Annotated in this window: 21 protein-coding genes and 1 pseudogene; 20 read left to right on the top strand and 2 right to left on the bottom strand. The window is 40.6% G+C overall.

Going from position 1 to position 24,056, the window contains the following annotated elements:
• The first annotated feature begins 37 nt into the window (after positions 1-37).
• From trmL to SPD53_RS12440, 12 genes and pseudogenes are all read left to right on the top strand, one after another.
• Positions 38-511 carry a tRNA (uridine(34)/cytosine(34)/5-carboxymethylaminomethyluridine(34)-2'-O)-methyltransferase TrmL gene (trmL, locus tag SPD53_RS12495; protein ID WP_156854695.1) on the top strand — a complete coding sequence of 158 codons (474 nt, stop codon included), beginning with the start codon at positions 38-40 and terminating at the stop codon, positions 509-511.
• Positions 512-951: 440 nt separating this feature from the next.
• The gene (locus SPD53_RS12490) at positions 952-3,798 is read left to right on the top strand and encodes a 2-oxoglutarate dehydrogenase E1 component (protein ID WP_336252762.1); all 2,847 of its coding nucleotides are present in this window, start codon (positions 952-954) and stop codon (positions 3,796-3,798) included.
• Positions 3,799-3,811: 13 nt separating this feature from the next.
• Positions 3,812-5,077: a 2-oxoglutarate dehydrogenase complex dihydrolipoyllysine-residue succinyltransferase gene (gene odhB, locus SPD53_RS12485; protein WP_336252761.1), complete on the top strand. Its 1,266-nt coding sequence runs from the start codon at positions 3,812-3,814 to the stop codon at positions 5,075-5,077.
• 533 nt (positions 5,078-5,610) lie between these two features.
• Positions 5,611-6,687, top strand: coding sequence for an undecaprenyldiphospho-muramoylpentapeptide beta-N-acetylglucosaminyltransferase (locus SPD53_RS12480; RefSeq protein ID WP_188859158.1), 1,077 nt, complete (start codon positions 5,611-5,613; stop codon positions 6,685-6,687).
• A gap of 221 nt (positions 6,688-6,908) precedes the next feature.
• Positions 6,909-7,142, top strand: a complete 234-nt coding sequence (locus tag SPD53_RS12475) for a hypothetical protein (protein WP_188859156.1) — start codon at positions 6,909-6,911, stop codon at positions 7,140-7,142.
• Positions 7,143-7,857: 715 nt separating this feature from the next.
• A pseudogene (locus SPD53_RS12470) lies at positions 7,858-9,601 on the top strand (ABC transporter ATP-binding protein).
• 5 nt (positions 9,602-9,606) lie between these two features.
• Positions 9,607-11,646, top strand: a complete 2,040-nt coding sequence (locus SPD53_RS12465) for an ABC transporter ATP-binding protein (RefSeq protein WP_336252760.1) — start codon at positions 9,607-9,609, stop codon at positions 11,644-11,646.
• Between the two features lie 12 nt (positions 11,647-11,658).
• Entirely contained in the window at positions 11,659-12,483 is an 825-nt protein-coding gene (locus tag SPD53_RS12460; protein WP_336252759.1) for a S1C family serine protease, read from the top strand.
• 63 nt (positions 12,484-12,546) lie between these two features.
• Positions 12,547-13,287, top strand: coding sequence for a PRC-barrel domain-containing protein (locus SPD53_RS12455; RefSeq protein ID WP_336252758.1), 741 nt, complete (start codon positions 12,547-12,549; stop codon positions 13,285-13,287).
• Positions 13,288-13,574: 287 nt separating this feature from the next.
• A complete protein-coding gene (locus SPD53_RS12450; protein WP_255454331.1) occupies positions 13,575-13,700 on the top strand; it encodes a hypothetical protein in 126 nt (41 codons plus the stop codon).
• Positions 13,687-14,412 (top strand): RNA polymerase sigma-I factor, encoded by a 726-nt coding sequence (sigI, locus tag SPD53_RS12445; protein WP_156854683.1) that lies wholly within the window; start codon positions 13,687-13,689, stop codon positions 14,410-14,412. The genes SPD53_RS12450 and sigI overlap by 14 nt, the downstream gene beginning before the upstream one ends.
• A 2-nt stretch (positions 14,413-14,414) precedes the next feature.
• Entirely contained in the window at positions 14,415-15,173 is a 759-nt protein-coding gene (locus SPD53_RS12440) for an anti-sigma factor domain-containing protein (protein WP_156854682.1), read from the top strand.
• A gap of 45 nt (positions 15,174-15,218) precedes the next feature.
• Here the strand turns inward: SPD53_RS12440 and SPD53_RS12435 are convergent, their stop codons facing one another.
• Entirely contained in the window at positions 15,219-15,458 is a 240-nt protein-coding gene (locus tag SPD53_RS12435) for a YhdB family protein (protein ID WP_156854681.1), read from the bottom strand.
• A 167-nt stretch (positions 15,459-15,625) separates the two neighbouring features.
• Here SPD53_RS12435 and SPD53_RS12430 point away from each other — a divergent pair, with 167 nt between their 5' ends.
• From SPD53_RS12430 to map, 6 genes are all read left to right on the top strand, one after another.
• On the top strand, positions 15,626-16,339 hold the full coding sequence (locus tag SPD53_RS12430) for a YhcN/YlaJ family sporulation lipoprotein (protein WP_156854680.1): 714 nt from the start codon (positions 15,626-15,628) through the stop codon (positions 16,337-16,339).
• Positions 16,340-16,924: 585 nt separating this feature from the next.
• Positions 16,925-17,386: an S-ribosylhomocysteine lyase gene (locus SPD53_RS12425; protein WP_336252757.1), complete on the top strand. Its 462-nt coding sequence runs from the start codon at positions 16,925-16,927 to the stop codon at positions 17,384-17,386.
• A gap of 68 nt (positions 17,387-17,454) precedes the next feature.
• Positions 17,455-18,825, top strand: a complete 1,371-nt coding sequence (locus tag SPD53_RS12420; RefSeq protein ID WP_336252756.1) for a dipeptidase — start codon at positions 17,455-17,457, stop codon at positions 18,823-18,825.
• Positions 18,826-18,854: 29 nt separating this feature from the next.
• Positions 18,855-19,625 (top strand): (S)-benzoin forming benzil reductase, encoded by a 771-nt coding sequence (locus SPD53_RS12415; RefSeq protein WP_156854677.1) that lies wholly within the window; start codon positions 18,855-18,857, stop codon positions 19,623-19,625.
• Between the two features lie 92 nt (positions 19,626-19,717).
• Entirely contained in the window at positions 19,718-19,861 is a 144-nt protein-coding gene (locus SPD53_RS12410) for a YjcZ family sporulation protein (RefSeq protein WP_156854676.1), read from the top strand.
• Positions 19,862-20,083: 222 nt separating this feature from the next.
• Entirely contained in the window at positions 20,084-20,839 is a 756-nt protein-coding gene (gene map / locus SPD53_RS12405; RefSeq protein ID WP_188857848.1) for a type I methionyl aminopeptidase, read from the top strand.
• A 58-nt stretch (positions 20,840-20,897) separates the two neighbouring features.
• Here map and SPD53_RS12400 read toward each other — a convergent pair whose 3' ends face one another.
• Entirely contained in the window at positions 20,898-21,803 is a 906-nt protein-coding gene (locus SPD53_RS12400) for a cation diffusion facilitator family transporter (RefSeq protein ID WP_336252755.1), read from the bottom strand.
• Between the two features lie 194 nt (positions 21,804-21,997).
• Between SPD53_RS12400 and SPD53_RS12395 the strand changes: the two genes are divergently transcribed.
• Both SPD53_RS12395 and SPD53_RS12390 read left to right on the top strand, forming a co-directional pair.
• A complete protein-coding gene (locus tag SPD53_RS12395; RefSeq protein ID WP_156854672.1) occupies positions 21,998-22,231 on the top strand; it encodes an IDEAL domain-containing protein in 234 nt (77 codons plus the stop codon).
• A 112-nt stretch (positions 22,232-22,343) separates the two neighbouring features.
• Complete coding sequence (locus SPD53_RS12390) at positions 22,344-23,609, top strand: MFS transporter (protein WP_336252754.1); 1,266 nt, start codon at positions 22,344-22,346, stop codon at positions 23,607-23,609.
• Positions 23,610-24,056: the final 447 nt, after the last annotated feature.

Raw genomic sequence — 24,056 nt, 5'->3', positions numbered from 1 at the left:
AAGTTGAACAAGTTTTAGAAATTAAGGAGATAGAAAAGTGAGTTTACATGTCGTATTATACCAACCAGAGATTCCTGCAAATACAGGTAATATAGGGAGAACGTGTCTCGCAACCGATACGAAGTTGCATCTTGTGCATCCGCTTGGATTTTCGACAGATGATAAAATGTTGCGCCGGGCTGGGCTTGATTATTGGAAGCACCTGGATGTTGCTGAACATCAATCGATTGAAGAGCTATTTGAAATCTATCCAGAGGCTGAATTTTATTATATCGAGAACTTTGGTACGAAACATTATACGGATTACGATTTTAGCAATACAACAAAGGATATTTTCTTTGTGTTCGGCAGGGAATCGACCGGTATACCAAAAGAGTTAATTGCAGGCAAAGAAGACCGTTGTCTTCGGATCCATATGAATGATAAAGTGCGTTCACTCAATTTGTCGAACACAGCGGCAATCATTATTTATGAAGCGCTAAGACAACAGCAATTCCGAGGATTAGTCTAAATATGAAAAAACCGCCATCTAAAAATCGATGACGGTTTTTTAAGTTACTGATTATTTCTAGGTACTCCTGGTTTTGCTTCATAACCAGATGTGAAACAGGAAACGAGGAATGTAATGACAACTCCCATAATTAATGCTAATTTCATTGAAAAGTCCTCCTTCAGCTATATGACCCTGACACAATAATTATTATATGATTTTATTATAACGGAATCAACTTGAATTGTGAACTACCAACCTAAATTGTCAGATATCACCTGCTTTTAAGTTACTAGTGGAATGTAAGGGTTATCATTGATTCTATTCTGTTTTTTTAAGGTTGAATCGTTGTAAGTCGCATTATTTTCATGTATATTTATAGGTGGGATGCATAACCGTCCTTACAAAAATATTAACCGTTTACAAGGACGGGCAATATTACTTCAATGGGGGTATCAAAAGTGATACAAAATGGGGAATCTGCACAACAATTTTGGCGACAGATTTACGGACCAAACAGGGGGTATATCGAAGAACAATACGAATTGTATAAGGAGAACAGTGAAGCAGTAGAAGCTTCACTTCAAGAAATTTTCAATACATATGGAGCACCTTCATGGCTGTATAACGGAGATAGCGGTACTGCGGCACAGGCAGGAACCGAAGCAGTAAATGACGTAGATATGAAAAAAATCACCTCAGCTTTGAAATATGTTGAGGCTATTCGTCGTTATGGGCATACTGAAGCTGATATTTATCCTGTCGGCGGCTATAAAGGTGAAGGTGATAAATTTTTAGATTCGAGCACGTATGATTTAACAGATGAAGATTTAAAAGCGATTCCGGCTAAATGGTTATGGGATAAAGCACCAGCTGGTGTGGATAATGGTTTGGAAGTTATTGAACGTTTAAAGAAATATTATACAGGAACGATTACATTTGAATATGAGCATGTTAACAATCATGAAGAGAGAGAATGGTTTATCAATTTAATAGAATCCGGAAATGCGAGGGTTGAACCGACAGACGATGAAAGAAAACGATTATTGAAACGTCTCGTTGATGTGGAAGGGTTCGAAAACTTCCTTTCCAGAACGTTTGTCGGACAAAAGCGTTTCTCCATTGAAGGGCTTGAAGTGATGGTGCCGATGATTGATGAAATCGTGAATTATGCGACACAGGAAAGCATTGAAAATATCATGATGGGAATGGCTCACCGTGGTAGACTCGCTGTCCTGGCGAAAGTACTTGGTAAGCCATATGATAAGATTTTTTCGGAATTCAATTATTCATCCGATAAGGAATTAATGCCTTCAGAAGGCTCTCAATCCATTAGCTATGGCTGGACGGATGATGTGAAATATCACTACGGAGCAACGAAAGCATATCCGAGCGATAAAGAAGTAAAAACGAAAATTACATTAGCGCATAATCCATCCCATTTGGAGTTTGTTAATCCGGTAGTCGAAGGATTTGCACGTGCCGCACAAGATGATCGTTCGGAAAAAGGATACCCGAAAAGGGATTCGAATAAAGCGGTCGCAGTACTTATTCACGGGGATGCAGCTTTCATTGGAGAAGGTGTCGTTGCAGAGACGCTCAACTTATCCAACCTACCGGGATATAATACGGGAGGAAGCTTGCATATTATTGCGAACAACCTAGTCGGTTATACAACAGATAGGGAAGATGGACGCTCGACACGTTATGCAAGTGACTTGGCGAAAGGATTTGAAGTGCCGGTTATCCGTGTGAATGCGGATGATCCGATATCTTGTATTTCTGCGGTTAAAATTGCTTGGAAATATCGTCAGAAGTTTAAGAAAGACTTTCTTATTGATCTCGTTGGTTACCGTCGCCACGGTCATAACGAAATGGACGAACCGCGGACAACCCAACCGAAATTATATAAAGAAATTGATAATCATCCGCCAGTGGCAAAAATCTTTGCTGAACGTCTGGAGGAAAGAGGAACGATTGAGCAAGGTGAATATGAGAAATTACAGAAAGAAATCTATAATGAGTTATACGGAATATACAGCAACATGAGTGAAACGGAAATCGGTACACCAGAACCACCAACGATGCCAGAATATCTGTTGAATGGGCTGGATGGCCATGAGACAAAAGTGGACGAGGACGTATTGAAGGAACTAAACACACAATTGCTGGAACGTCCAGAAGGCTTCACTGGCTTTAGAAAAACGGAACGAGTTTTAAGCCGTCGTGCAAAAATGCTTGAAGATGGGAATGTACTCGACTGGGGTGCAGGAGAAGCGCTGGCATTTGCTTCCATTGTCCATGATGGTATTCCGATTCGTATTACCGGACAGGATACGGAACGAGGAACCTTTGCGCATCGTCATATTGTCCTGCATGATGTTAATACAAACGAAAAATATAGCCCAATCCATGGCTTAAAGGATGCGAAGGCTTCGTTTGATGTGCGTAACAGTCCACTTTCAGAGGCTGCAGTTCTCGGATTCGAATATGGTTATAGTGTCTATTCACCTGATACACTAGTTATCTGGGAAGCTCAGTTTGGAGATTTCGCGAACGTTGGGCAAGTCATTTTTGATCAGTTCATTTCTTCCGCAAGAGCGAAATGGGGAGAAAAGTCCAATATGGTCATGCTTCTTCCGCATGGTTATGAAGGACAGGGACCGGAGCACTCAAGTGCAAGGCTGGAGCGCTTCCTTCAATCTGCTGCAGAGAATAACTGGATTATTGCAAATGTCACATCATCCGCACAGTTATTCCATATTTTACGCAGACAAGCTGCTCTAAGAGGCCGTAATGAAGCTAGGCCATTAGTGATGATGACACCGAAGAGTAGTATGATTCGAAATCCTAGAATGGGAGCAGAGGCGAAAGAGTTCTCAGAAGGTAAATTCATGCCGCTGCGCCAGCAACCGAATTTTGAGCCGAATCGTGAAAAAGCTACACGTCTTCTAATCGGAAGCGGTAAAGTAATGGTCGATATTGAAGAAGAGATGTCCGAGTCGAAAGAGAATTATGATTGGCTCCAAATCTTACGAGTCGAACAGCTTTATCCATTCCCACAGAAAGACCTGAAAGCCGAATTAGATAGATTACCAAACGTGAAAGAAATTGTATGGGTACAAGAGGAACCAAGAAACATGGGGGCATGGGATTTCGTAGACGATTATTTACGGGATCTGTTGAAAGATGATCAAACATTACGTGTAATTAGCCGACCTAGGAGAGCTGCACCAGCAGGAGGAGTTCCTAGCTTCCACAAGGCAGCACAAAGCAAGATTATTAACCAGGCATTAACACAAAACTAAGGAGGAGTTACTGGTGCAAGATATCAAGATACCAGAATTAGCTGAATCAATCACAGATGGTACAATCGCAGAATGGCTAGTTAAAGAGGGGGAAAAGGTAGAAAAGGGCGACCCGCTCATTGAACTTGAAACAGATAAAGTAAACGTTGAGGTTAATTCGGAGTTTACCGGAGTTATTACAGAAATACTAACACCAGAAGGCGAAGATGTAACGGTAGGGGACGTTGTTGGCAAGCTTGATGAAAATGCAGAAGCAGGTGCAACAAGCACATCAGAGCCGAAACAGGAAAAAGCTCCTGTGAAAGAAGAAGCGCCCGCTGCCAAAGAAGAAACTGATGCAGCACCAGAAGTGGTGGAGTCAGAAGAAGCAGGTACAAACGGCGTAATTGCAACACCAGCAGCAAGAAAACGTGCGCGTGAATTAAATATTGACTTAAGTTCAATTTCTCCAGTTGATCCGCTAGGACGTGTTCGTCCAGAAGATGTGGAGCGGGCAGCACAACAACAAATTGCAGCGGCAGAAAAAGCGCAAAAACAAGCAGAAGCAGCACCAAAACAAGAGAAGACGGAGTTTACGAAGCCAGTTGAGCGCGTGAAGATGACCCGCCGTCGTCAAACGATTGCAAGAAACCTTGTAAATGTTCAGCAGGAAGCGGCGATGCTTACAACATTTAATGAAATCGACATGTCGGCAATTATGAAATTGCGTGCGGAACGGAAGGATAAATTCCTTGAGAAGAATGGAGTAAAACTTGGCTTCATGTCCTTCTTCACGAAAGCTGTTGTCGGTGCACTTAAAGAATTCCCATTGCTCAATGCAGAAATTCAAGATAATGAATTAGTTATTAAGAAATTCTATGATATCGGGATTGCAGTATCAACAGAAGAAGGACTCGTCGTTCCAGTTGTCCGTGACGCAGATCGTCTGGACTTCGCGGGAGTAGAGCGAGAGATCATGAACCTTGGTATAAAGGCAAGGGAAAACAAACTATCCTTATCCGACCTGCAAGGAGGAACATTCTCCATTACAAACGGTGGTATCTTTGGATCGATGTTATCGACTCCGATTCTGAACGCACCGCAAGTAGGAATTCTCGGTATGCATAACATTGTAAAACGCGCAGTTGTTATGCCTGATGATACGATTGAAGTCCGCCCGATGATGTACTTGGCACTTTCTTATGATCACCGTATTGTGGATGGTAAAGATGCAGTACAGTTCCTTGTCCGTATTAAACAAATGCTAGAAGATCCATACGATTTATTGCTTGAAGGTTAATAGGTTAATTGAAATTTTTAAAAGCGAATCTATTAGGGACTCTCCCTGATAGATTCGCTTTTGCTTTTATCACGTATTAACGGTCTGTAATACCCCATCTCTAAACATGAGGGAAACCCAATATGTGAAGGGGGTAAACAGTCCGTAAATACCTGATTCTGTTCAACTAACATTCAGTGGGGAGGGAAGGATACCCCGCTGAATGAAGTTTCACTTTATCACGTATTAACGGTCTGTAATACCCCTACTTCTAGACAAGAGAGAAGCCCAAGATGTGAAGGTGGGGGATATACAGTCCGTAAATCCCTGATTCTGTTCAATTAACATTCAGTGGGGAGGTAAGGAATTCCCCGCTGAATGAAGTTTCACTTTATCCTTCCTTTTTACTGCTATTTCATATAAACTAATTGAAGGATATGGCATTATGGCGGAAAGATAAGTATAAATCTTTTTACTGCATAAGTGCAACTAAGGTTGTCACCGAAAGACTTGGTGATAACCAAGTTTTCTAATAAAGAGAGGGAGAGCGTTAGATGGAGAATGATAAACGCATTCTTTTCACCGGTGGGGGAACTGCCGGTCATGTGATTGTGAATTTAGCCCTTATCCCAGTATATCAACAGGCTGGTTGGGAGATTGATTATATCGGTTCTTATGAAGGAATCGAACGGGATTTAATTGAACCATTGGAAGGTGTAACGTACCATCCAATCTCAACGGGGAAGTTAAGACGCTATATGTCGATAGAAAACTTCAAAGATCCGTTTAAAGTATTAAAAGGAACAATGCAAGCTTACGGGATTATCGGCAAACGAAAACCGTCCGTCATTTTTTCGAAAGGTGGTTTTGTCTCTGTTCCTGTCGTAATTGCCGCTAAACTGCGCGGTGTTCCAGCTGTTATTCATGAGTCGGATTACACACCAGGTCTTGCCAACAAATTATCGATACCATTTGCGAAGAAGGTACTTTCTACTTTTGAAGAAACACTTGAATTTCTTCCGGAACAAAAACGGGAATATGTTGGTGCGGTCATTAGAGAAGAACTCTTTACTGGTAATAGACAAAAAGGCCTGAAGTTCACTGGATTAAAAGGAGAAAAACCAGTCTTGCTTATCATGGGAGGAAGCGGCGGTTCGGAAATTATTAATGAAGCAGTGCGAATTAATTTACAGGAATTGTTGCAGCAATTTGAAATTATTCATATTTGCGGTCGGGGGAAAGTCGATTCAACAATTGATGCCTTGGGCTATGCACAATTTGAATATGTCCATGGAGAATTACGTGATATCTTTGCAGCGACTAACTTTGTTCTTTCGCGTGCAGGATCCAATGCAATATATGAATTCTTAGCACTCCGTATTCCGATGTTACTTGTCCCATTATCGCTTGAAGCAAGCCGAGGAGACCAAATTGTCAATGCAAGATCGTTTAAAGAAAAAGGATTTGCCCGCGTACTTCAAGAAGAAGAACTAACCCCAGATAAATTGACGGAGGAATTACTTCAACTTGTAAAAACAGCACCCGTCATTCATGATAAGATGAAGCAATTTGAACCGGGAACGACCCGCGACCGTGTGATTGAAATTATTAAGGAAGTAGAGAAAAGATAAAAAATGGGCAACTGGGATGGTAGTTTTATTATCCAGTTGTCCATTTTAATATACACCCGAAATTCGACAAAATAAATAAAAGACATAAAATTCATGAGTAGTTAGTATGGGATCTAAGTAATACAGAAGTATCATTTTTTGCAAAATTCTAAAATAATGCTTGTATTATTTAAAATAATGGGGTATGATGAACTAGAAAACTAAATAAGGGGTGAAAGATGATGAGAGAAATTGTTCGAAATTGCCGATTATGCCAGGAATCTATGGATAACAGTCCTTTTATGTTGTGCCAGACATGCCTTAAGGAAAGCGAACAAGTTTGGAATTTCATCAAGAAAAACCCTTTTGTCTCCATAAAGGATATATCTGTAGCCACAGAAGTGAGTTTTGAAAAAGTGGAACGAATGATCAACTTTGGGAAAGAACGACAGCAACGCGTAGTAAATAGAGAATAAATTACCAACATCCGATATAAGTATATTTTGGAATAACTCAAGGAGTTTGAGATATTCTTTTTTTTGTGCCTAAAACTATGCCGCATTAGAGTGTTATCATAACAGAATAAAAATAGATTGACTATTAAAAATTAAGATACTATACTTATTACGGAATCAGAAATATTCTTCCACTTCCGTTACCCCGATACACACGAATCACCAACCATCCGTGTGTTTTTTTATTATGTTTACTTTCATTCAGCGTAAGTATTTTGCGCGTTCTCCAGACTGGCTCTCTAACCGCCGTTCAGTTTCCCGGAGGACGGATGCTTTCCGCGGGCTCCGCGCTGAGCCTCCTCGGAAGAAAAGCACTTCCTGCGGGGTCTCATCGTCTCCGCTTTCCCGCAGGAGTCACCGTCCTCCGGGAAACTGAACTGGTAGGGATGATTATTATGAATGGAAACTATCACCCTAAGATCAGCGTTCTATTCCTAAAATGAAAAATAGTGTTCCAAATTCGACTTTCCCCTCGGAGCAGTCCAGACACCTCGAGACTCCTGCAGGAGGAAAGGCATAGGTGAGACCCCGCAGTACGCAAAGCGTACGAGGAGGCTCACCAGCCGCCTGCGGAAAGCGAGAGGTGTCTGGACTGCGGACCTCCAGGAGAAGGTTGCACACACTTACGCTGAATGAAGTAATTAGGAGATTTATTAAAATTGGAGAAGGTGAAGGGATGTTTGGTGTCTTTAAAAAACTGAGTTGGTTCTTTAAACATTATTGGAAGCGATATAGTTTTGCAATTATTGCTTTATGTACCGCAAGTGCAATCGGATTAATCCCGCCGAAAGTAATTGGATTTACCATTGATCAGATTCAATTCAATACATTGACAATGGAGTTGCTCCAGTCGATTATCCTTATCATTATCGTTTTATTAACTGCCCATTATACGATTTCTTTCTTATGGGACTACACATTGTTTGGTGGGGCAGTGATTCTCGAAAAGTGGATGCGGACGAAATTGATGATACACTTTTTAAAAATGACGCCGACTTTCTTTGGAAAGTATCGGACAGGTGACTTGATGGCCCAGGCGACAAATGATCTGAAAGCGATAAGTCAAACGGCAGGATTCGGTGTGTTGACGTTAGTTGATTCGAGTATTTTCATGTTGATGATTATTGCAATGATGGGATTTACAATCAGTTGGAAGCTGACATTGGCAGCATTACTACCATTACCAGTAATGGCATTTATCATGAATAAATATGGTGCAGCAATTCATGCGCGGTTTATGAAAGCCCAAGCAGCTTTTGGCGAGATGAATAATGACGTGCTTGAATCGGTTCGTGGAGTACGGGTCATCCGGGCATTTGTTCAAGAGGAACAAGAGCTGCAACGGTTCGGCAGAATGACAGAAGATGTCTATCTCAAAAATATGGCAGTGACAAAAATCGACGCATTATTCGAACCAACGATGAAAATTTTAGTCGGTCTATCTTATACGATCGGGTTAGGTTATGGTGCATTTCTTGTTTTTGAAAATCAGTTGACATTTGGCGATCTAGTGACTTTTAACGTATATCTTGGAATGCTTATTTGGCCAATGTTTGCGGTAGGCGAGCTGATTAATATTTTGCAGCGAGGAAATGCTTCCCTCGACCGAGTAGATGCTACATTGAATTATAAAGCGGATGTAACGAACCCGGAAGCAGCTCAGGAACTAAGTAGTATTTCTCAGCTTGATTTTGAACAGGTCAGCTTTTCTTATCCGGATACGAATTATAATCAACTGCAAGATATTAATTTACACGTACCTAAAGGTGCAACAATTGGTGTAGTTGGTAAGACTGGTGCAGGGAAGACAACCTTTTTCAAACTCATGCTCCGCCAGTACCCTGGTATGAAAGGTAAAATTACTTTATCTGGGATCCAGATTGATAAATTGAACTTAGCCAATCTTCGCAGTTGGATTGGTTATGTTCCACAAGATCAAATGATGTTTTCAAAAACAATCCGGGAAAATATTCAGTTTGGTAAATCAGCAGCAACCGACGAGGAAATTTATCGAGCTTTAGATCTTGCCTATTTCTTGAATGATTTGAAGCAGCTTCCGAATGGACTTGATACAGAAGTCGGAGAAAGTGGAATTACGCTTTCCGGTGGCCAGAAGCAACGGGTTGCACTTGCTAGAGCCTTTATTAAAGAACCGGAAATATTAATCCTTGACGATTCCTTATCTGCAGTTGACGGCAAGACGGAAGCGATGATTATTAAAAATTTACGGAACGAAAGAAAAAAATAAAACAACGTTCATTGCTGCGCACCGTCTGTCGGCTGTTACACATGCTGATCATATAATCGTTCTTGAACAAGGCCGAATTGTTGAAGAGGGGAATCATGAAGAATTGATGAAAAATAATGGCTGGTATAAGCACCAGTACGAACAGCAACAACTGGAAGGAACGGAGGTGTGAGTACGATGAAAAAGCCTTCAACAGAAAGGCGTCTCTTCCGCTATGCATTGCATTATAAAAAAGGTATCTTGATTGGCTTAATCTGTCTTGCAATTGCTGTTACGTTGGAACTTGCCGGTCCGTTGATTGCAAAAACTGTAATCGACGATCATATTCTAGGGGTGGAAGGATACTGGCAGGAGGTAACAGAGGAGAAAGACCGCTATACAATTAGGTATAATGATAAGTTATATAAACGGGTCGACCGCCTGGACACGGACGATAATATTGTTGGGGAACCACTTACGGTAATGCAAATCGGTATTTCCTATTATCTTATTGAAAACGAAGTGCCGCTACAGGGAACAAGAGATATTACAAATGATGGAGTAATTGCAATTGAACTCGGTGAGGAAACGGCAGAATATGAGGCAACGCGACTGAACTTTAGTGAATCATACGCCTTCTTTTATCCGGAGCAACGTCCAATCATTCTCTTACTCGCTCTTTATATGGTGCTGTTACTTTTAGCAGGTGTCTTTCAATTCTTTGAAACTTACTTGTTGCAACAAGCTTCCAATCAAATTATTAAAAAAATGCGTATGGACTTATTTAGTCATATACAACGGCTTCCGATCAATTACTTTGTCGATCGACCAGCAGGAACGATTGTTGCACGAATAACAAATGATACAGAGGCAATCCGTGATTTATATGAACGGGTATTATCCATCGTTGTTTCCAGCCTCGTTTATATGGCAGGGATTTTTATTGCCTTATTCATTCTTGATGCGAAGCTAGCAGCGATGTGTCTTCTCGTTATTCCGCTCATTTATTTATGGATGAAAGGGTATCAATACTTTGGCACGAAATATAATAAAGTCATTCGCAAGACGATCAGTGATATAAATGGAAAGATTAATGAAGCGATTCAAGGAATGACGATTATTCAAGCATTTAATCAGGAGAAACAAACGCAGGAAGAATTTGAACAGTTAAATGAAAGACATTATACGTACCAGAAGAAATTAGTCCGATTAAGTGCACTCACCTCCTATAACTTAGTGACGGTTTTCCGTAATCTCACCTTTGTTGGGTTTATTTGGTATTTCGGTTCCGGTTCTCTCCATGCAACAAGTGTCCTATCGATTGGAATGCTGTATGCTTTCGTTGATTATATAACTAGGCTTTTTGAGCCGGTGACAGATATTGTGAATCAGCTCCCATTGATAGAGCAAGCGCGGGTAGCAGGTCACCGAGTATTTGAACTGATGGACCATGAGGGAGAAATGCTTAATACAGAAAGTATCCAACGGTACCGGGGACATGTCGTTTTCGATAAGGTAACCTTTTCATATAACGGTGTCGATGATGTGTTAAAAGATATCTCTTTTGAAGTAAAGCCTGGCGAGACAGCGGCCTTCGTCGGTCATACAGGTTCGGGGAAAAGTACGATTATGAACTTGTTGTTCCGTTTCTATGATACGAACCAAGGTGAAATAACAATTGATGGTTATTCGATAATCGAATGGTCAAGACAGCAAGTAAGAAGTCATATGGGAATTGTGCTTCAGGATCCCTTTTTATTTACGGGAACAATCCTGACGAATGTGACAATGAATGATCCCCGTATTTCACGAGAGAAGGCAATCCAAGCACTGGAAGCAGTTGGAGCTGCAAGTTTTATTGAAAGACTGCCAGCAAAATATGATGAAATCGTAACGGAAGATGGCAGTACTTTTTCTTTAGGTGAAAGACAGCTTATTTCCTTTGCCCGTGCCCTCGCATTTGATCCAGCGATTTTAATATTAGATGAGGCAACTGCAAATATGGATACAGAAACGGAAAGCATCATTCAGCGTGCATTGGAAGTTCTGCAAAAGGACCGGACAACGCTTATCATCGCCCACCGTTTATCAACGATTCAAGAGGCAGATATGATCTTCGTCCTTGACCATGGGGCTGTTAAAGAGCAGGGGAACCATGATAAACTTATTGAAGCGAAAGGTTTATACTATCAAATGTATCAAATGCAGCAAGGCAGAACACGAGCGAGTGTGTCATAGGCGGGGTGCATGATGGAAAAGAAGGATCGGGAAGAAAAAGAAATTGATAATATTATTGATACGGATCTTTATGAAGAAATAGATGAAGAAGAATTATTAGAACTTGTGGAAGAGGAGCGAGAAAAGGCACTGCAGCGTGCAAAGGAGCGGAGAGAAGCCCCGGCAAAAAGTATTTTTCCAAAGTGGGTCTTCTGGGTAATCGCTTTAGCAATGCTGTTTAATGTGATTGCGTTACTTCCTCAAACATTTTCAATTCCGGCAATTGATTTCTTACAGACATCAATGAAATTATCCCAGCAAACGGATATTCAGGAATATAAGAAAGCAGTCGTTGTAATTGAAACGACAGACGGGAAGGGTACTGGTTTTTCCATTAATGATAAAGGAACAATTATCACCAACCATCATGTCATTGAAGGGGAGACGTTCGTTACAGTAGCATTCCCTGAGCATGGGCTTCATCGGGGGGAAGTTGTTGCAAGTTATCCTGATGTCGACTTGGCGGTTGTGGAAGTGGACGGAGAGGAACTCCCTCACCTAACTCTTGCTGAAGCGACAACTTTTTCAGAAAATGAAAAAATTAATTTCATTGGTAACCCGCTCCGCTTTAATGGGATTGCCAATGAAGGAACGATTATCGGGTTTACAGAGCTATCAAGTTGGGAGCAACCGGTTTTAATGATCGAGGCCCCGGTTTACCGGGGGAATAGCGGGAGTCCAATTATTACGGAAAATGGAGAGGTGATTGGCGTCATCTTTGCAACATTGAATCACGATATCCACGGCAGAGTGGGTCTATTCGTTCCAATCGACTATTATTACGATCATGTCAACTAGTTTAACCACAGCCTTATCGGGTAAGAAACAATTAGAAGAAAAACCCGAATGGAGGCGAAATGTATGTATTATTTGACATCTCTATTGTTGACTTATAACATCGACGCAACAGATGGAGAAATGGGAAAAATTAAAGACATATATATTGATGACAACGATTGGAAGATCCGCTACGTTATTGTCGATACAAGAAAATGGCTGCCTGAACGGAAAGTCCTGCTTCCACCGGACATTTTTATCGGTGTAAATACAGAGAAGGAAGCAATGGAAGTAGAATATGACAAAAATACGATTAAAAACAGTCCTCCTGTCCCAGAAGGAACGGATTTAACGAGGGATAAAGAAAATCAGCTCTTCAACTATTTTGGCTGGACCCGTTACTGGCCAGATGATGTAATTCTGAGTGGTGAAAAGCGGCCACTTGGAAGAGTAGGAAGTAACGAAGAAGAATGGTATGAGCGAATCGCAAACCCGGTGTACGATGCGGACGAGGAAGAATTAATAAGGCAGCATCGGGATAATAATCTGCGCAGCTATGAAGAAATCATGCAGGCCCGTGTCCATGGGAAAAATGGGAAACTTGGTAAAGTCGCTAATTTTATATATGATGATGATTGGAATGTGAAGTATATTATTATAACAAGTAGTAATGTAATGGTTAAAGATTATTACCCTTACGCAATTGATCGGATTACTTCAGTTGATTGGTATGAAGGTGATGTCTATCTTGATGAAACGGTTGAGCAATTCGCAGACAAGACGAATTACCCAAGTCATGAAGATATATTGAAATCACTCCAATAAAAAGAAGTACAGGAACCTAAACCTAAAAGGGCTTTATACCTTGATATCCTACTGGTAAAGAAGATGTTCTATTAAGAACTCCCCGTACAGGACAACTCCGAAATACCACCATTCCCGGGAATAAAGCCCTTATGTTTCGTTCTTATCCAGCAAGGGAACTGGCTCATTTGAATAAGTAATACATTTTTAATCGGGCTGTAAACCGTTTGAGATAGAAAAACGGTAAGATAAGTAATACATAAGTCATAAAATTGTTCCAAAAAGAGAAAAAAACTGGTGGGAGAAACATGAAAAAGATAATTTTGAATAAAAACTACCTAGAATTAAAACAAATAGATACTACACCCAAAAAAGTAATCAGAGAAACGAAATATATAGTAGTAGCAGGGGGTGCTGGCAATGGAATTATCTAACCAGACAGATCAGGTACCCCTGGAAGACATCGTAATGCAAGTGCAACAGGGAGATAAAGAAATGCATGACTACCTCTTGAAGTCCTATCAACCGTTCATGGTGAAGATTGTATCCCAAGTGTGCAAACGGTATATTGATCCATTACGGGACGATGAATTCAGTATTGGGTTGTCAGCATTTAATGAAGCGATATTTTTATATTCACCGGCGAAAGGTTCGTCGTTTCTTTCTTTTGCTAAATTAATTGTTTCAAGGAAGGTTATTGATTATATCCGGTATAATGCAAGGCGACAGCATATCGTGTCATTCGATCAAACGTATGATGAGGAAACGATGGAGAATCCTGCTGAGATTTCGGCTGTCATTGAACAATATCAGGATGAGCAGTTAGCCCTTAATCGCCGGGAAGAGACGCTGGAATATCATCAAAAGCTGGAGGAATATAATCTATCTCTCCTTGAATTGACGGAAATTGCTCCGAAACACCGAAATACGAGAGAAACATCTGTACAAATTGCCCGTATGCTTATAAAAGATGAAGAACTTAGGGAATATGTAAAAACCAAAAAGAAACTACCAATTAAAAAAATGGAAAGTCGTGTACCTGTTAGTAAGAAAACACTCGAAAGAAACAGAAAGTATATCTTAGCGATGTTTATAATCTTTGATGAAAACTTTTTATATCTAAAGGAGTACATAAAGGAGGGGTAGCAGTGAGGAAAGGAATCATCATGGAGAAACATCGGAATTTTGTCATTGTCCTTACTGCTGACGGATCCTTTGAAAAAGCTGTCCCTTATGACGAAAAAACTTCGGTTGGCGAAGAAGTTTATTTTAACAGGTATATATCAAAGGTCCGTTCCCGGAAAAGGAAACGCTGGAACGTAAAGCTTATTTCTTTATGCCTTATCTTAATTCTGAGTTTGTTCTCTATGCTGTATTTTGTTAATGAAGATCATACATACGCTTACGTAAATATTGATATTAATCCGAGTATCGAGCTGAAGGTTGATGAGAATCTAAGTGTTCTTGACATCACTGCACTTAACCAAGATGCAGAAGGTCTTGTCTCACAGTTGAATGGATTGGAACATAGAAATTTCCAAGAAGTACTATCTGAAATACTTGGCAGCTGTGATACGTTTGAAAGAAAAGAAGTTCTTATTGGGGTTAGCTATACAACGGATGAAAAAATGGAAATAACAAATAATATTAAAGAATACTTCCAAACAGAAAATACCGATTGGCAATACACCGCTTTCCGTGTACCAGGTGAAGTAAGAGAGCGTGCCATGGAAAACGACATATCAATGAATGAGGAATTCGCGACACTTATTCAGTCTGATGAGGAAGAACTGCTGGAAACAATTAAAATCGATGAAGAAAAAATGGATAAGATCCATTCGTTCTACTTTACAGATACAATCCCTGAAGAACCTTTCCAAATAAAGAAATTAAATAAGGAATATTAAAAAAGTCCAAACACTCTAAAGCAAGTATTTGGACTAATTGTATTTTTATACCTCTAAATAAATCGTAGCATCCTCATTATTGCGCATCGCATGATCGAGATAATACAGCAATTGATCATGTGAATGCATAATTTTATCCTCATCCAAAGAGTAGTGGTAAGCATTTAAAAAATGTTCAATTTTCTTTGATAAAAAGTCGTCATTTGTACGAACCATCAAAACTAACAATTCATCCCATTGTCCCCAAAGTGTATAATACAATGCTTTATCATAATCAGGAATCATCTCTCTCCTCCTAACTCTTTAGCAGTTAGTTGTATTGTTCCCAGTTCCACTCTTACCTCCCACCTACAAATATGGTCTCCGTACCAAAAAAAGGATGACCGAAATCCAGAATAAACTCATTCGTACGAAACATACTAAGGGCAAATAGTTAAGGAGGTAATTTACGAATGAAGTGGAAATTGTTAAGTATATTTGCTGTGCTCGTCCTAGCTCTAATAGCATGTCAAGGCGGAAATAATGCAGAGCGAGGAACAAATAATCCAAACGTTAATCCAACAACGTATCGAAATACTGGTGACGGAATCGCTAATGATGATAGGGACTATGTGATGGAGCGCAATGCGGATAGGAATCAGAACAGGGATAACCGGGGTAGAGACGATAACTTGGCTAGAAATGATGAAAACCGAGTTACAGACGATAACTATAACTGGGGTAGGGATGATAACGGGATTGGAGATGATAACCGCAGGAATGATGGAAACGATGGTGAATCCCGGTATGAAATAGCTGAAGAAGCTGCAGATAAAATTACGAATGAAATTGATGAGATTGACAATGCTTATGTCCTTACGATGAGGAATAATGCTTATGTTGCGGCAGATTTGGATATTGATCGTGAAAACCGTACGGAGAATCGTAACCAGAATAACGGATATGATAATGATGAATTATCAGATGAAATTAAAGATAAAATTGGTGATATCGTCCGTTCTGTTGACGAAGATATAGATAATGTTTATGTTTCAACGAATCCCGATTTTCTTGATTTAACTACGAACTATGCTGATGATTTGAACCAAGGACGCCCTATCGGCGGGTTCTTTGATCAAATCGGCACAATGTTAGACAGGCTCTTCCCTGAAAATGCCGGACGATAAAATAAACAAGAAGCATGCTGATCATTGAATTAGCATGCTTTTTTTGATTACATACAGCGTAAGTGCAGCTATCGTCTCGGGGTCCGCAGTCCAGACACCTCTCGCTTTCCGCAGGCGGCTGGTGAGCCTCCTCGGGCTACCGCCCTGCGGGGTCTCGCCTATGCCTTTCCTCCTGCAGGAGTCTCGAGGTGTCTGGACTGCTCCGAGGGAAAGCCTGATTTGGAACACTATTTTTCATTTTTAGAAATTAGATCGTTTATCATAGTGGTGGGTTAGTTTCCATTAATAATAACGCTCTTTACCAGTTCAGTTGCCCGGCGGACGGTGACTCCTACGGGAAAAGCACGAGTCCGAAGACCCCGCAGGAAGCGGTTTTCTTCCGAGGAGGCTGAGGCCGTGCCCGTGGAAAGCAGCCGTCCGCCGGGCAACTGAACGGTAATTAGAACGCCAAAAAACTGAAAGAGCTAGACACTTACGCTGTATGTAAGTAATTCGAAGGTTATGTGAATTACTATTGAATTGCTTTTAGATACTGCGTTTTTAGTGTATGATTTAAGATACAAGATTGCAGAGGGAGAGATATGAATGGTAAAGAAAATGAATGTAGAAAGCTTTAATCTCGATCATACGCAGGTAAAGGCACCATATATCCGACTCGCAGGCGTAACAAAAGGGGAAAAAGGCGATAAAGTTTATAAATATGATATCCGGTTTAAACAACCAAATAAGGAACATATGGATATGCCCGGGCTTCATTCCCTAGAGCATCTCATGGCAGAAAATATAAGAAACCATGAGCCAAACGTGCTTGATTTAAGCCCAATGGGATGCCAAACAGGTTTTTACTTATCAATTATTAATAACACGACAGATGAAAAAGTTATGGATGTCATGGAAAAAACATTGAAAGACGTCTTGAAAGCTGACGAAGTACCAGCATGTAACGAAGTCCAATGCGGCTGGGCAGCAAGCCACAGCCTAGAAGGCGCAAAAGAAATCGCAGAAAAAATGCTGGAAAAAAGAAATGAATGGCATGAAGTATTTTAAATCAAGATCACGGTGTGAGCATTTGCCCAAATGCTCACACCTGCCACCCTTTAAAGGAGGAAAATGAAATGAGCGAAAAGGTAATTCAATACTTAAAAGAAAACAGGGAAGCCTTACTTAAGAAATTGAACGATTTTTTATCGATTCCAAGTGTAAGCACAGACTCTACATATAAACAAGATGTGGAAAAAGCGGCAGACTTCTTAGTCGATTACTTGGAGGAACTAAACTTTGAACAGGTTATAAAACAGAAAACTTCCGGTCACCCACTAGTCTATGGTGAGTATAACGGAGCAGGGTCCGATGCACCGACTGTTCTTTTTTACGGACATTATGATGTTCAACCGGTTGATCCGATTGAACAGTGGAAAAGTGACCCATTTCAGCCGGAAGTTCGTGACGGTAGGCTTTATGCCCGTGGCTCAAGTGATGATAAAGGACAAGTTTTCATGCATCTTGCTGTTTTCGAAGCTTATTTGAAAACAGAAGGAGTGCTACCGGTAAACATTAAAGTATGTATCGAAGGCGAAGAGGAAATTGGCAGTGAGAATCTTTATGAGATCCTACAGGAACAAAAAGCGAAATTCCAAGCTGATTTTGCTGTAATTTCAGATTCCGGAATGATTGCGAAAAATCAGCCAACAATTCTTTACGGTCTGAAAGGCTTTACTGGGATTGAAATAACAGTGACTGGACCAGATCATGACTTGCATTCTGGGATGTACGGGGGAGCGGTTCGGAACCCGATCATGGCTCTTAGTCATATACTGGCATCAATGAAGAATGAAGGCGAAGTAATTACAGTAGATGGTTTTTACGATGACGTCGAACCATTGACACAAGAAGAACGGGAACTAATTAAAAAAGCACCTAGTGAAGACTTTGTAGAGTCAACTGGAATTCCTAAAACGGTTTCTGAAAAAGGTTATACACCTGAGGAGCATACGATGGGACGCCCGACATTTGAAGTGAATGGGATGTATGGTGGTTATCAGGGAGAAGGAACGAAAACGATTATTCCAACGGATGCTACCGCGAAAATCACATGTCGACTTGTTCCAGGTCAGGATCCGGAGAAGATTCAGCAATTACTTGAGGACCATGTATATAAACATGCACCAAGTGGGGTAACGGTGGAAGTGAAGAAGGAAAAACTTTCATCGAAAGCATATAAGGTAGCGCCAGATCACCCGCTCATTCAGAAAGCTGCTGAAAGTTATACAGAAGCATTTGGAAAAGAAACTGTATACGTTCGCATGGGCGGCTCTATTCCAGTTGTAGAATGGATTGACGCAATCTATGGTATGCCAATTGTTTTACTTGGTTTCGGGACACCAGAGGACCGTCTCCATTCACCAAATGAAAGCTTCCCGCTCGATAGTTTTGATAAAGGGATGGAAACACTTGTGTACTATTGGCGGAAAGTGAAAGAACAATAAGGAATTGTTTTTTATAAGGGGGAATAAAGTTGGCGAAACTTGCAATTATTACAGGAGTTTCCAGAGGTCTAGGAGCTTCACTTGCAAATCTTCTTTTGGAATCGGGGATAGATGTGATCGGCATTTCCCGGTCGGAGAATAGGCGCTTACCGACAACTGCTAAAGAAAACAATCAGTTTTATCAGCATTTTGCTTGTGATGTATCCGATATTCCACAACTCGAAGAAACGGCCCGACTTATCGATGAAGAGATAAAGGTGAGAAATGCGGAACAGGAAATTGAAACGATCTTTATATTAAATAACGCCGGAGTTGTTCACCCGATTGATCAGTCGCAGCATTTAAAGAGTAAGGAACTGATTGACCACGTGATGATCAACTCGATTGCTCCAATGGTCCTTACGAATTATTTTTTAAAAAAGCAAAAGGAACTCGAAATACCGCTCGTTATTGCAAACGTGAGCTCTGGAGCCGCTGAGAATCCAATTTTTGGCTGGAGTGCCTATTGCTCAACAAAAGCAAGTCTGAACATGTACACGAGAACAGTTGCCCTTGAGCAAGAAGAATTGAAGACAGGTAATCGTATTATTGCATTCAGTCCTGGAATTATGGATACAGACATGCAAACGGAAATCCGTTCAGCCACGAAGGAGCAGTTCGCTGAAATTGAAAAGTTTAAAGACTATAAAGCAAACAACTCATTAAGGCAAGCCGATCTCGTGGCCGGTGTCCTTATCGATATTATTACGGACGAAGATGTGAGGAACGGTGAGATTTATTATATTAATGATTATATCTGAACATAGGGACTGAAAAAAATTAGTCATTCGCCCTCCCATATTCTATAGGCATGCATACATTATTGTAGTCTAGAATATAGGGAGGGAATGCTATGAGCAAAAAAGAATGCCGAGGAGTAGATGGCAGATTCACATCAGGAGGATTCGCACTGCTTGTTGTACTATTTATCCTGCTAATCATCATCGGAACAGCATACAGTGGACCTAGGTACGGGTGTGGAGGATATTATTGTTAACTGAAATTGTATAAATGAAGGTACAAAAAAGCCGTATGTATTCAAAAGGATGCATGCGGTTTTCACATGGTATTGGTTGTTCATACACACCAACTCTTTCGTCTGAACTGAAAGATCATTAAAATTATGGTAGACTGGAGAATGGAAACTAAATTTGCTCCTTCTAACTTTAAAATAAATGGGAACTTAATTAAGATAGAAAATTGGAAAGGTAGGCTTAAAATGATAACTAGAAAAAGCGCTCGTGAAATTGCTCAAATGCAAGCGGCAGCGGATATACTTGTACAATGTCACAAGGAAATAGCAAAAATGATTAAACCGGGAATTACTACGATGGAGATAGATGCTTTTGCGGAGGAGTTTATGAGGAAACATGGAGCAACTCCAGAGCAAAAGGGTTATAATGGCTATCCGTATGCAACTTGTGCATCCCTTAATGATGAAATCTGTCATGGCTTCCCGCGGGAAGAGAAATTAGAGGATGGAGATATTGTAACGATTGATATGGTTGTTAACTTAAACGGTGGACTTGCTGATTCTGCCTGGACATATGCTGTTGGGAATGTTGATGAAGCAGGACTTCGATTAATGGATGTCACAAAGAAATCTCTTTATAAAGGGATAGAACAAGCTCAAGTTGGAAATCGGATTGGTGATATAGGACATGCAATCCAAACGTATGCGGAAGGTGAAGGCTTCTCTGTTGTCCGCGATTTTACAGGACACGGTATTGGACCAACAATCCATGAAGATCCAAATGTTCCTCATTTCGGATTACCGAATAAAGGTTTACGTCTGAAAGAAGGAATGGTCATTACGATCGAACCGATGATTAACGAGGGTGCTTGGGAGAGTAAGATGGATTCCAATAATTGGACCGCCCGCACTGTTGATCAAAGTCGCTCCGCACAATACGAACATCAAATCGTTATTACAAAGGATGGTCCGCTAATCTTGACGGATCAGGATAAAGAATAATTAAGAAAATGAAAAGAGACTACTCAGAGAAAAGGGTAGTCTCTTTTTGTTAAGCATTTTAGGAGCGTTGATTTTCTGCAGAGTCCTCCTTTAAACCTTCATAAAATGGTTCAAGATGAATATGAGCATGGGTGACTCCATGTTTTTTTGCTAAGTATTTCTCAATTCTTTCTGTGATTTTATGGCTATGTTCCACGGTTAAATCGGCGTCAACAAGAATTGTCAATTCAAGTAATGCCTGACTGCCATGGATCCTGCCCTTCACATCCACAACCCTCTCTACCTCTGATACATTCGCAATCGTCTTTTTAATCAGTGCTAATTCTTCCTCATCAAATGCATCGGTTAGTGTTAATGTTGCATCCTTGAAAATATCAAAAGCAGTCTTGCATATGATTAATCCAACTAGTGTCCCAGTGAGTGGGTCTAGCCAGTAGATGCCGAACTGTGCTCCCATAATTCCGATAAATGCCCCAATACTAACAAGCGCATCTGACCGGTTATCCTGGGCAACAGTAAATAATGCTTGGCTGTTTAATCGTTGCGACAATCTCAAATTATAAAGGAAAACAAACAGCATGATGACGGCGGACCCTAATGCTGTCCAGGCAGTAAGCATGCTCGGTTCCTCCACCTCAAAGGTTATAAATTTCCTTACTGTGTCATAAATTACTTGAATCCCAATAAACATCATAATAAATGCTGCAAAAAGAGAGGCAACCGTCTCCGCACGGTAATGTCCATAACGGTGGTTTTCATCTGGCGGTTTTTGGGAAATACGTAAACCAACAAGTACCGCAATCGATGCAATGACGTCCGTCGTATTATTTAAACCATCTGCGCGTAAGGCAAGTGAGTTACCCCAGGTTGCGATCCATAATTTAATGATGGAAAGTGTAAGATATGTGATAATGCTTATCCAAGCACCTTTTTCAGCAAGTCTTAAATTATCTGCATGATTCATTAAGCTGTCCTCCAATATATCTAGTTTCAATAGTTTACCAAATGTGATTCGTGTGGGTCCAGAGAAAAAGAAACGCACGAAGCTATCACTCTTGGCTAACTGGAAGGAAGTTTCATGTAGTAAACAAAACAAATATGTTGCTTTTATTCGGAAAATTTAGGATAATAAAAGAAAGAGTAAAGGGGGCCATTCCCATGAAAAAAGAAAAAGTCTCTCTGCATTTTTTCAGATACAGTGGAAAGCCAGTCCAAGCTAAAAAAGAAATACCTTATGAAATCCGTTTGCAAGCTAGATTAAATTTGGATGTAATATGTTTTGAATACAATCGTGCTAAACTGGAAGAAGCAATTAACAGCGCCCTGGAAACGAACGATATTAAAGCATTTGAAGAACTAAGTGCACAATATAAACAATATCTTTGGGAATAACAGTAAAAGTTTACAATCATTAGCTTAGGTTAAATGATTGTAAACTTTTTGCTGAGGGAAACCCGAGTTAGTAAAGTCTTTGCTATGCTTGTGGCAAAAGGGGGGCGATTGGGTGGAAGATAAAAAGAAATTACAAAGAAGCTGGATGATGTACGACTTTGGTAACTCCGCATTTGCAACAACCATTATGGCAGCAGTACTACCTGTCTACTATTCAAACGTAGCCGCAAGTGGACTTGATGAGGGAGTTGCAACAAGCTATTGGGGTTATTCCCAGTCTATTTCAGTTCTAATAATAGCAGTTCTAGCCCCGATATTAGGCGCAATTAGTGACTTTTCCGCAGCAAAAAAGAAATTCCTGCAATTTTTTGCTTTCATGGGAATAATCGCAAGTATTTTATTAGCATTCGTAGGAGAAGGCGATTATATACTTGCCTCCGTCCTGTTTATCGTCGGATCAATTGGTTTTTCCGGCGGGAATATATTTTATGATGGTTTCCTGCCTGAAGTAGCGGAAAAAGAGGAAATGGACCGGGTATCTTCCGGTGGATTTGCCTATGGTTACATAGGTGGGGGCATTCTCCTCACAATAAATATTTTAATGATATTGAATCCGCACTGGTTCGGATTAAAAGATACGGTTATCGCGACCCAACTATCCTTTGCTTCGGTCGGTATTTGGTGGCTATTATTTTCTATTCCATTATTCAAGAATATTAAAGAAGAGAAGAAGGTTATTGTAAAAAAGAATAAATCGTATATTGCTATTGGATTTTCCCGAGTAGGAGATACATTCAAGCAAATAAGGCAGTATAAGCAAGTTTTGATTTTCTTGCTTGCCTTTTGGTTATATAATGATGGGATTTCTACAATTATGCGGATGGCGACGATTTATGGGGCTGAGATCGGAATTGCCGGTAATGATCTGATTGTTGCGTTATTAATTACACAGTTTGTTGGGATCCCCTTTACCTTTTTCTTCGGCTGGCTCGCATCAAAAATTACGGCAAAAAGAGCATTATATATTACACTTGCCACGTATATGGTGATTACTGTTCTTGGCTACTTTATGACTTCAGCATTTCATTTCTATGCTTTAGCAATCGCTGTTGGAATGGTGCAAGGTGGTGCACAATCCCTTAGCAGGTCTATCTTTGGCCGGATGATTCCGAAAAATAAACATGCAGAATTCTTCGGTTTTTATGGGATTTCTTCCAAATTTGCTGCTATTTTCGGACCGTTCCTCTTTGCTTTCATTGGACAAATAACGGGCAACAGCCGCTATGGCATCCTTTCCCTCATCTTCTTCTTTATCGCGGGGATTATTTTATTACGCTTTGTCGATGTAGACAAAGGCATTCAAGAAGCGGGGCAGTAAATAAAACTGGAAGGCAAAGTAGAAGTAAAACCCAAATGACAACTTTCACATCTAAAATATCAGAACGAATAATCTAATCAAATTACTGCTACTTTCATACAGCGTAAGTGTCTGCTCTTTCACTAATTAAGGCGCTCTAATCGCCGTTCAGTTGCCCGGTGGACGGATGCTTTCCGCAGGCACAGCTGGAGCCTCCTCGGGCTACCGCCCTGCGGGGTCTCCAGACTCGTGCTTTTCCCGCAGGAGTCACCGTCCACCGGGTAACTGAACTGGTAAGATGGTTATTTTAATTAGAAATTATTCCATCACGATAAGGAGTATACTTTTCCAGAACATTAAACAGTAATTCAAATTCGACCTTTCCTCGGAGCAGTCCAGACACCTCGAGACTCCTGCGGGAGGATAGGCTTGGTGAGACCCCGCAGCAGGCTTGCCTGCGAGGAGGCT

Origin of the sequence: Oceanobacillus sp. MO10714A (assembly GCF_037072045.1) — a bacterium.
GTDB lineage: Bacteria > Bacillota > Bacilli > Bacillales > Amphibacillaceae > Oceanobacillus > Oceanobacillus indicireducens.
This window is presented reverse-complemented; position numbering and strand designations above follow the sequence as displayed.

Coding starts and splice junctions, on each gene's coding strand:
- SPD53_RS12480 (WP_188859158.1), top strand. CDS start 5,611: ATGGAGAATGATAAACGCATTCTTTTCACCGGTGGGGGAACTGCCGGT.
- SPD53_RS12475 (WP_188859156.1), top strand. CDS start 6,909: ATGAGAGAAATTGTTCGAAATTGCCGATTATGCCAGGAATCTATGGAT.
- SPD53_RS12465 (WP_336252760.1), top strand. CDS start 9,607: ATGAAAAAGCCTTCAACAGAAAGGCGTCTCTTCCGCTATGCATTGCAT.
- SPD53_RS12460 (WP_336252759.1), top strand. CDS start 11,659: ATGGAAAAGAAGGATCGGGAAGAAAAAGAAATTGATAATATTATTGAT.
- SPD53_RS12455 (WP_336252758.1), top strand. CDS start 12,547: ATGTATTATTTGACATCTCTATTGTTGACTTATAACATCGACGCAACA.
- SPD53_RS12450 (WP_255454331.1), top strand. CDS start 13,575: ATGAAAAAGATAATTTTGAATAAAAACTACCTAGAATTAAAACAAATA.
- sigI (WP_156854683.1), top strand. CDS start 13,687: ATGGAATTATCTAACCAGACAGATCAGGTACCCCTGGAAGACATCGTA.
- SPD53_RS12435 (WP_156854681.1), bottom strand. CDS start 15,458: ATGATTCCTGATTATGATAAAGCATTGTATTATACACTTTGGGGACAA.
- SPD53_RS12430 (WP_156854680.1), top strand. CDS start 15,626: ATGAAGTGGAAATTGTTAAGTATATTTGCTGTGCTCGTCCTAGCTCTA.
- SPD53_RS12425 (WP_336252757.1), top strand. CDS start 16,925: ATGGTAAAGAAAATGAATGTAGAAAGCTTTAATCTCGATCATACGCAG.
- SPD53_RS12420 (WP_336252756.1), top strand. CDS start 17,455: ATGAGCGAAAAGGTAATTCAATACTTAAAAGAAAACAGGGAAGCCTTA.
- SPD53_RS12410 (WP_156854676.1), top strand. CDS start 19,718: ATGAGCAAAAAAGAATGCCGAGGAGTAGATGGCAGATTCACATCAGGA.
- map (WP_188857848.1), top strand. CDS start 20,084: ATGATAACTAGAAAAAGCGCTCGTGAAATTGCTCAAATGCAAGCGGCA.
- SPD53_RS12400 (WP_336252755.1), bottom strand. CDS start 21,803: ATGAATCATGCAGATAATTTAAGACTTGCTGAAAAAGGTGCTTGGATA.
- SPD53_RS12395 (WP_156854672.1), top strand. CDS start 21,998: ATGAAAAAAGAAAAAGTCTCTCTGCATTTTTTCAGATACAGTGGAAAG.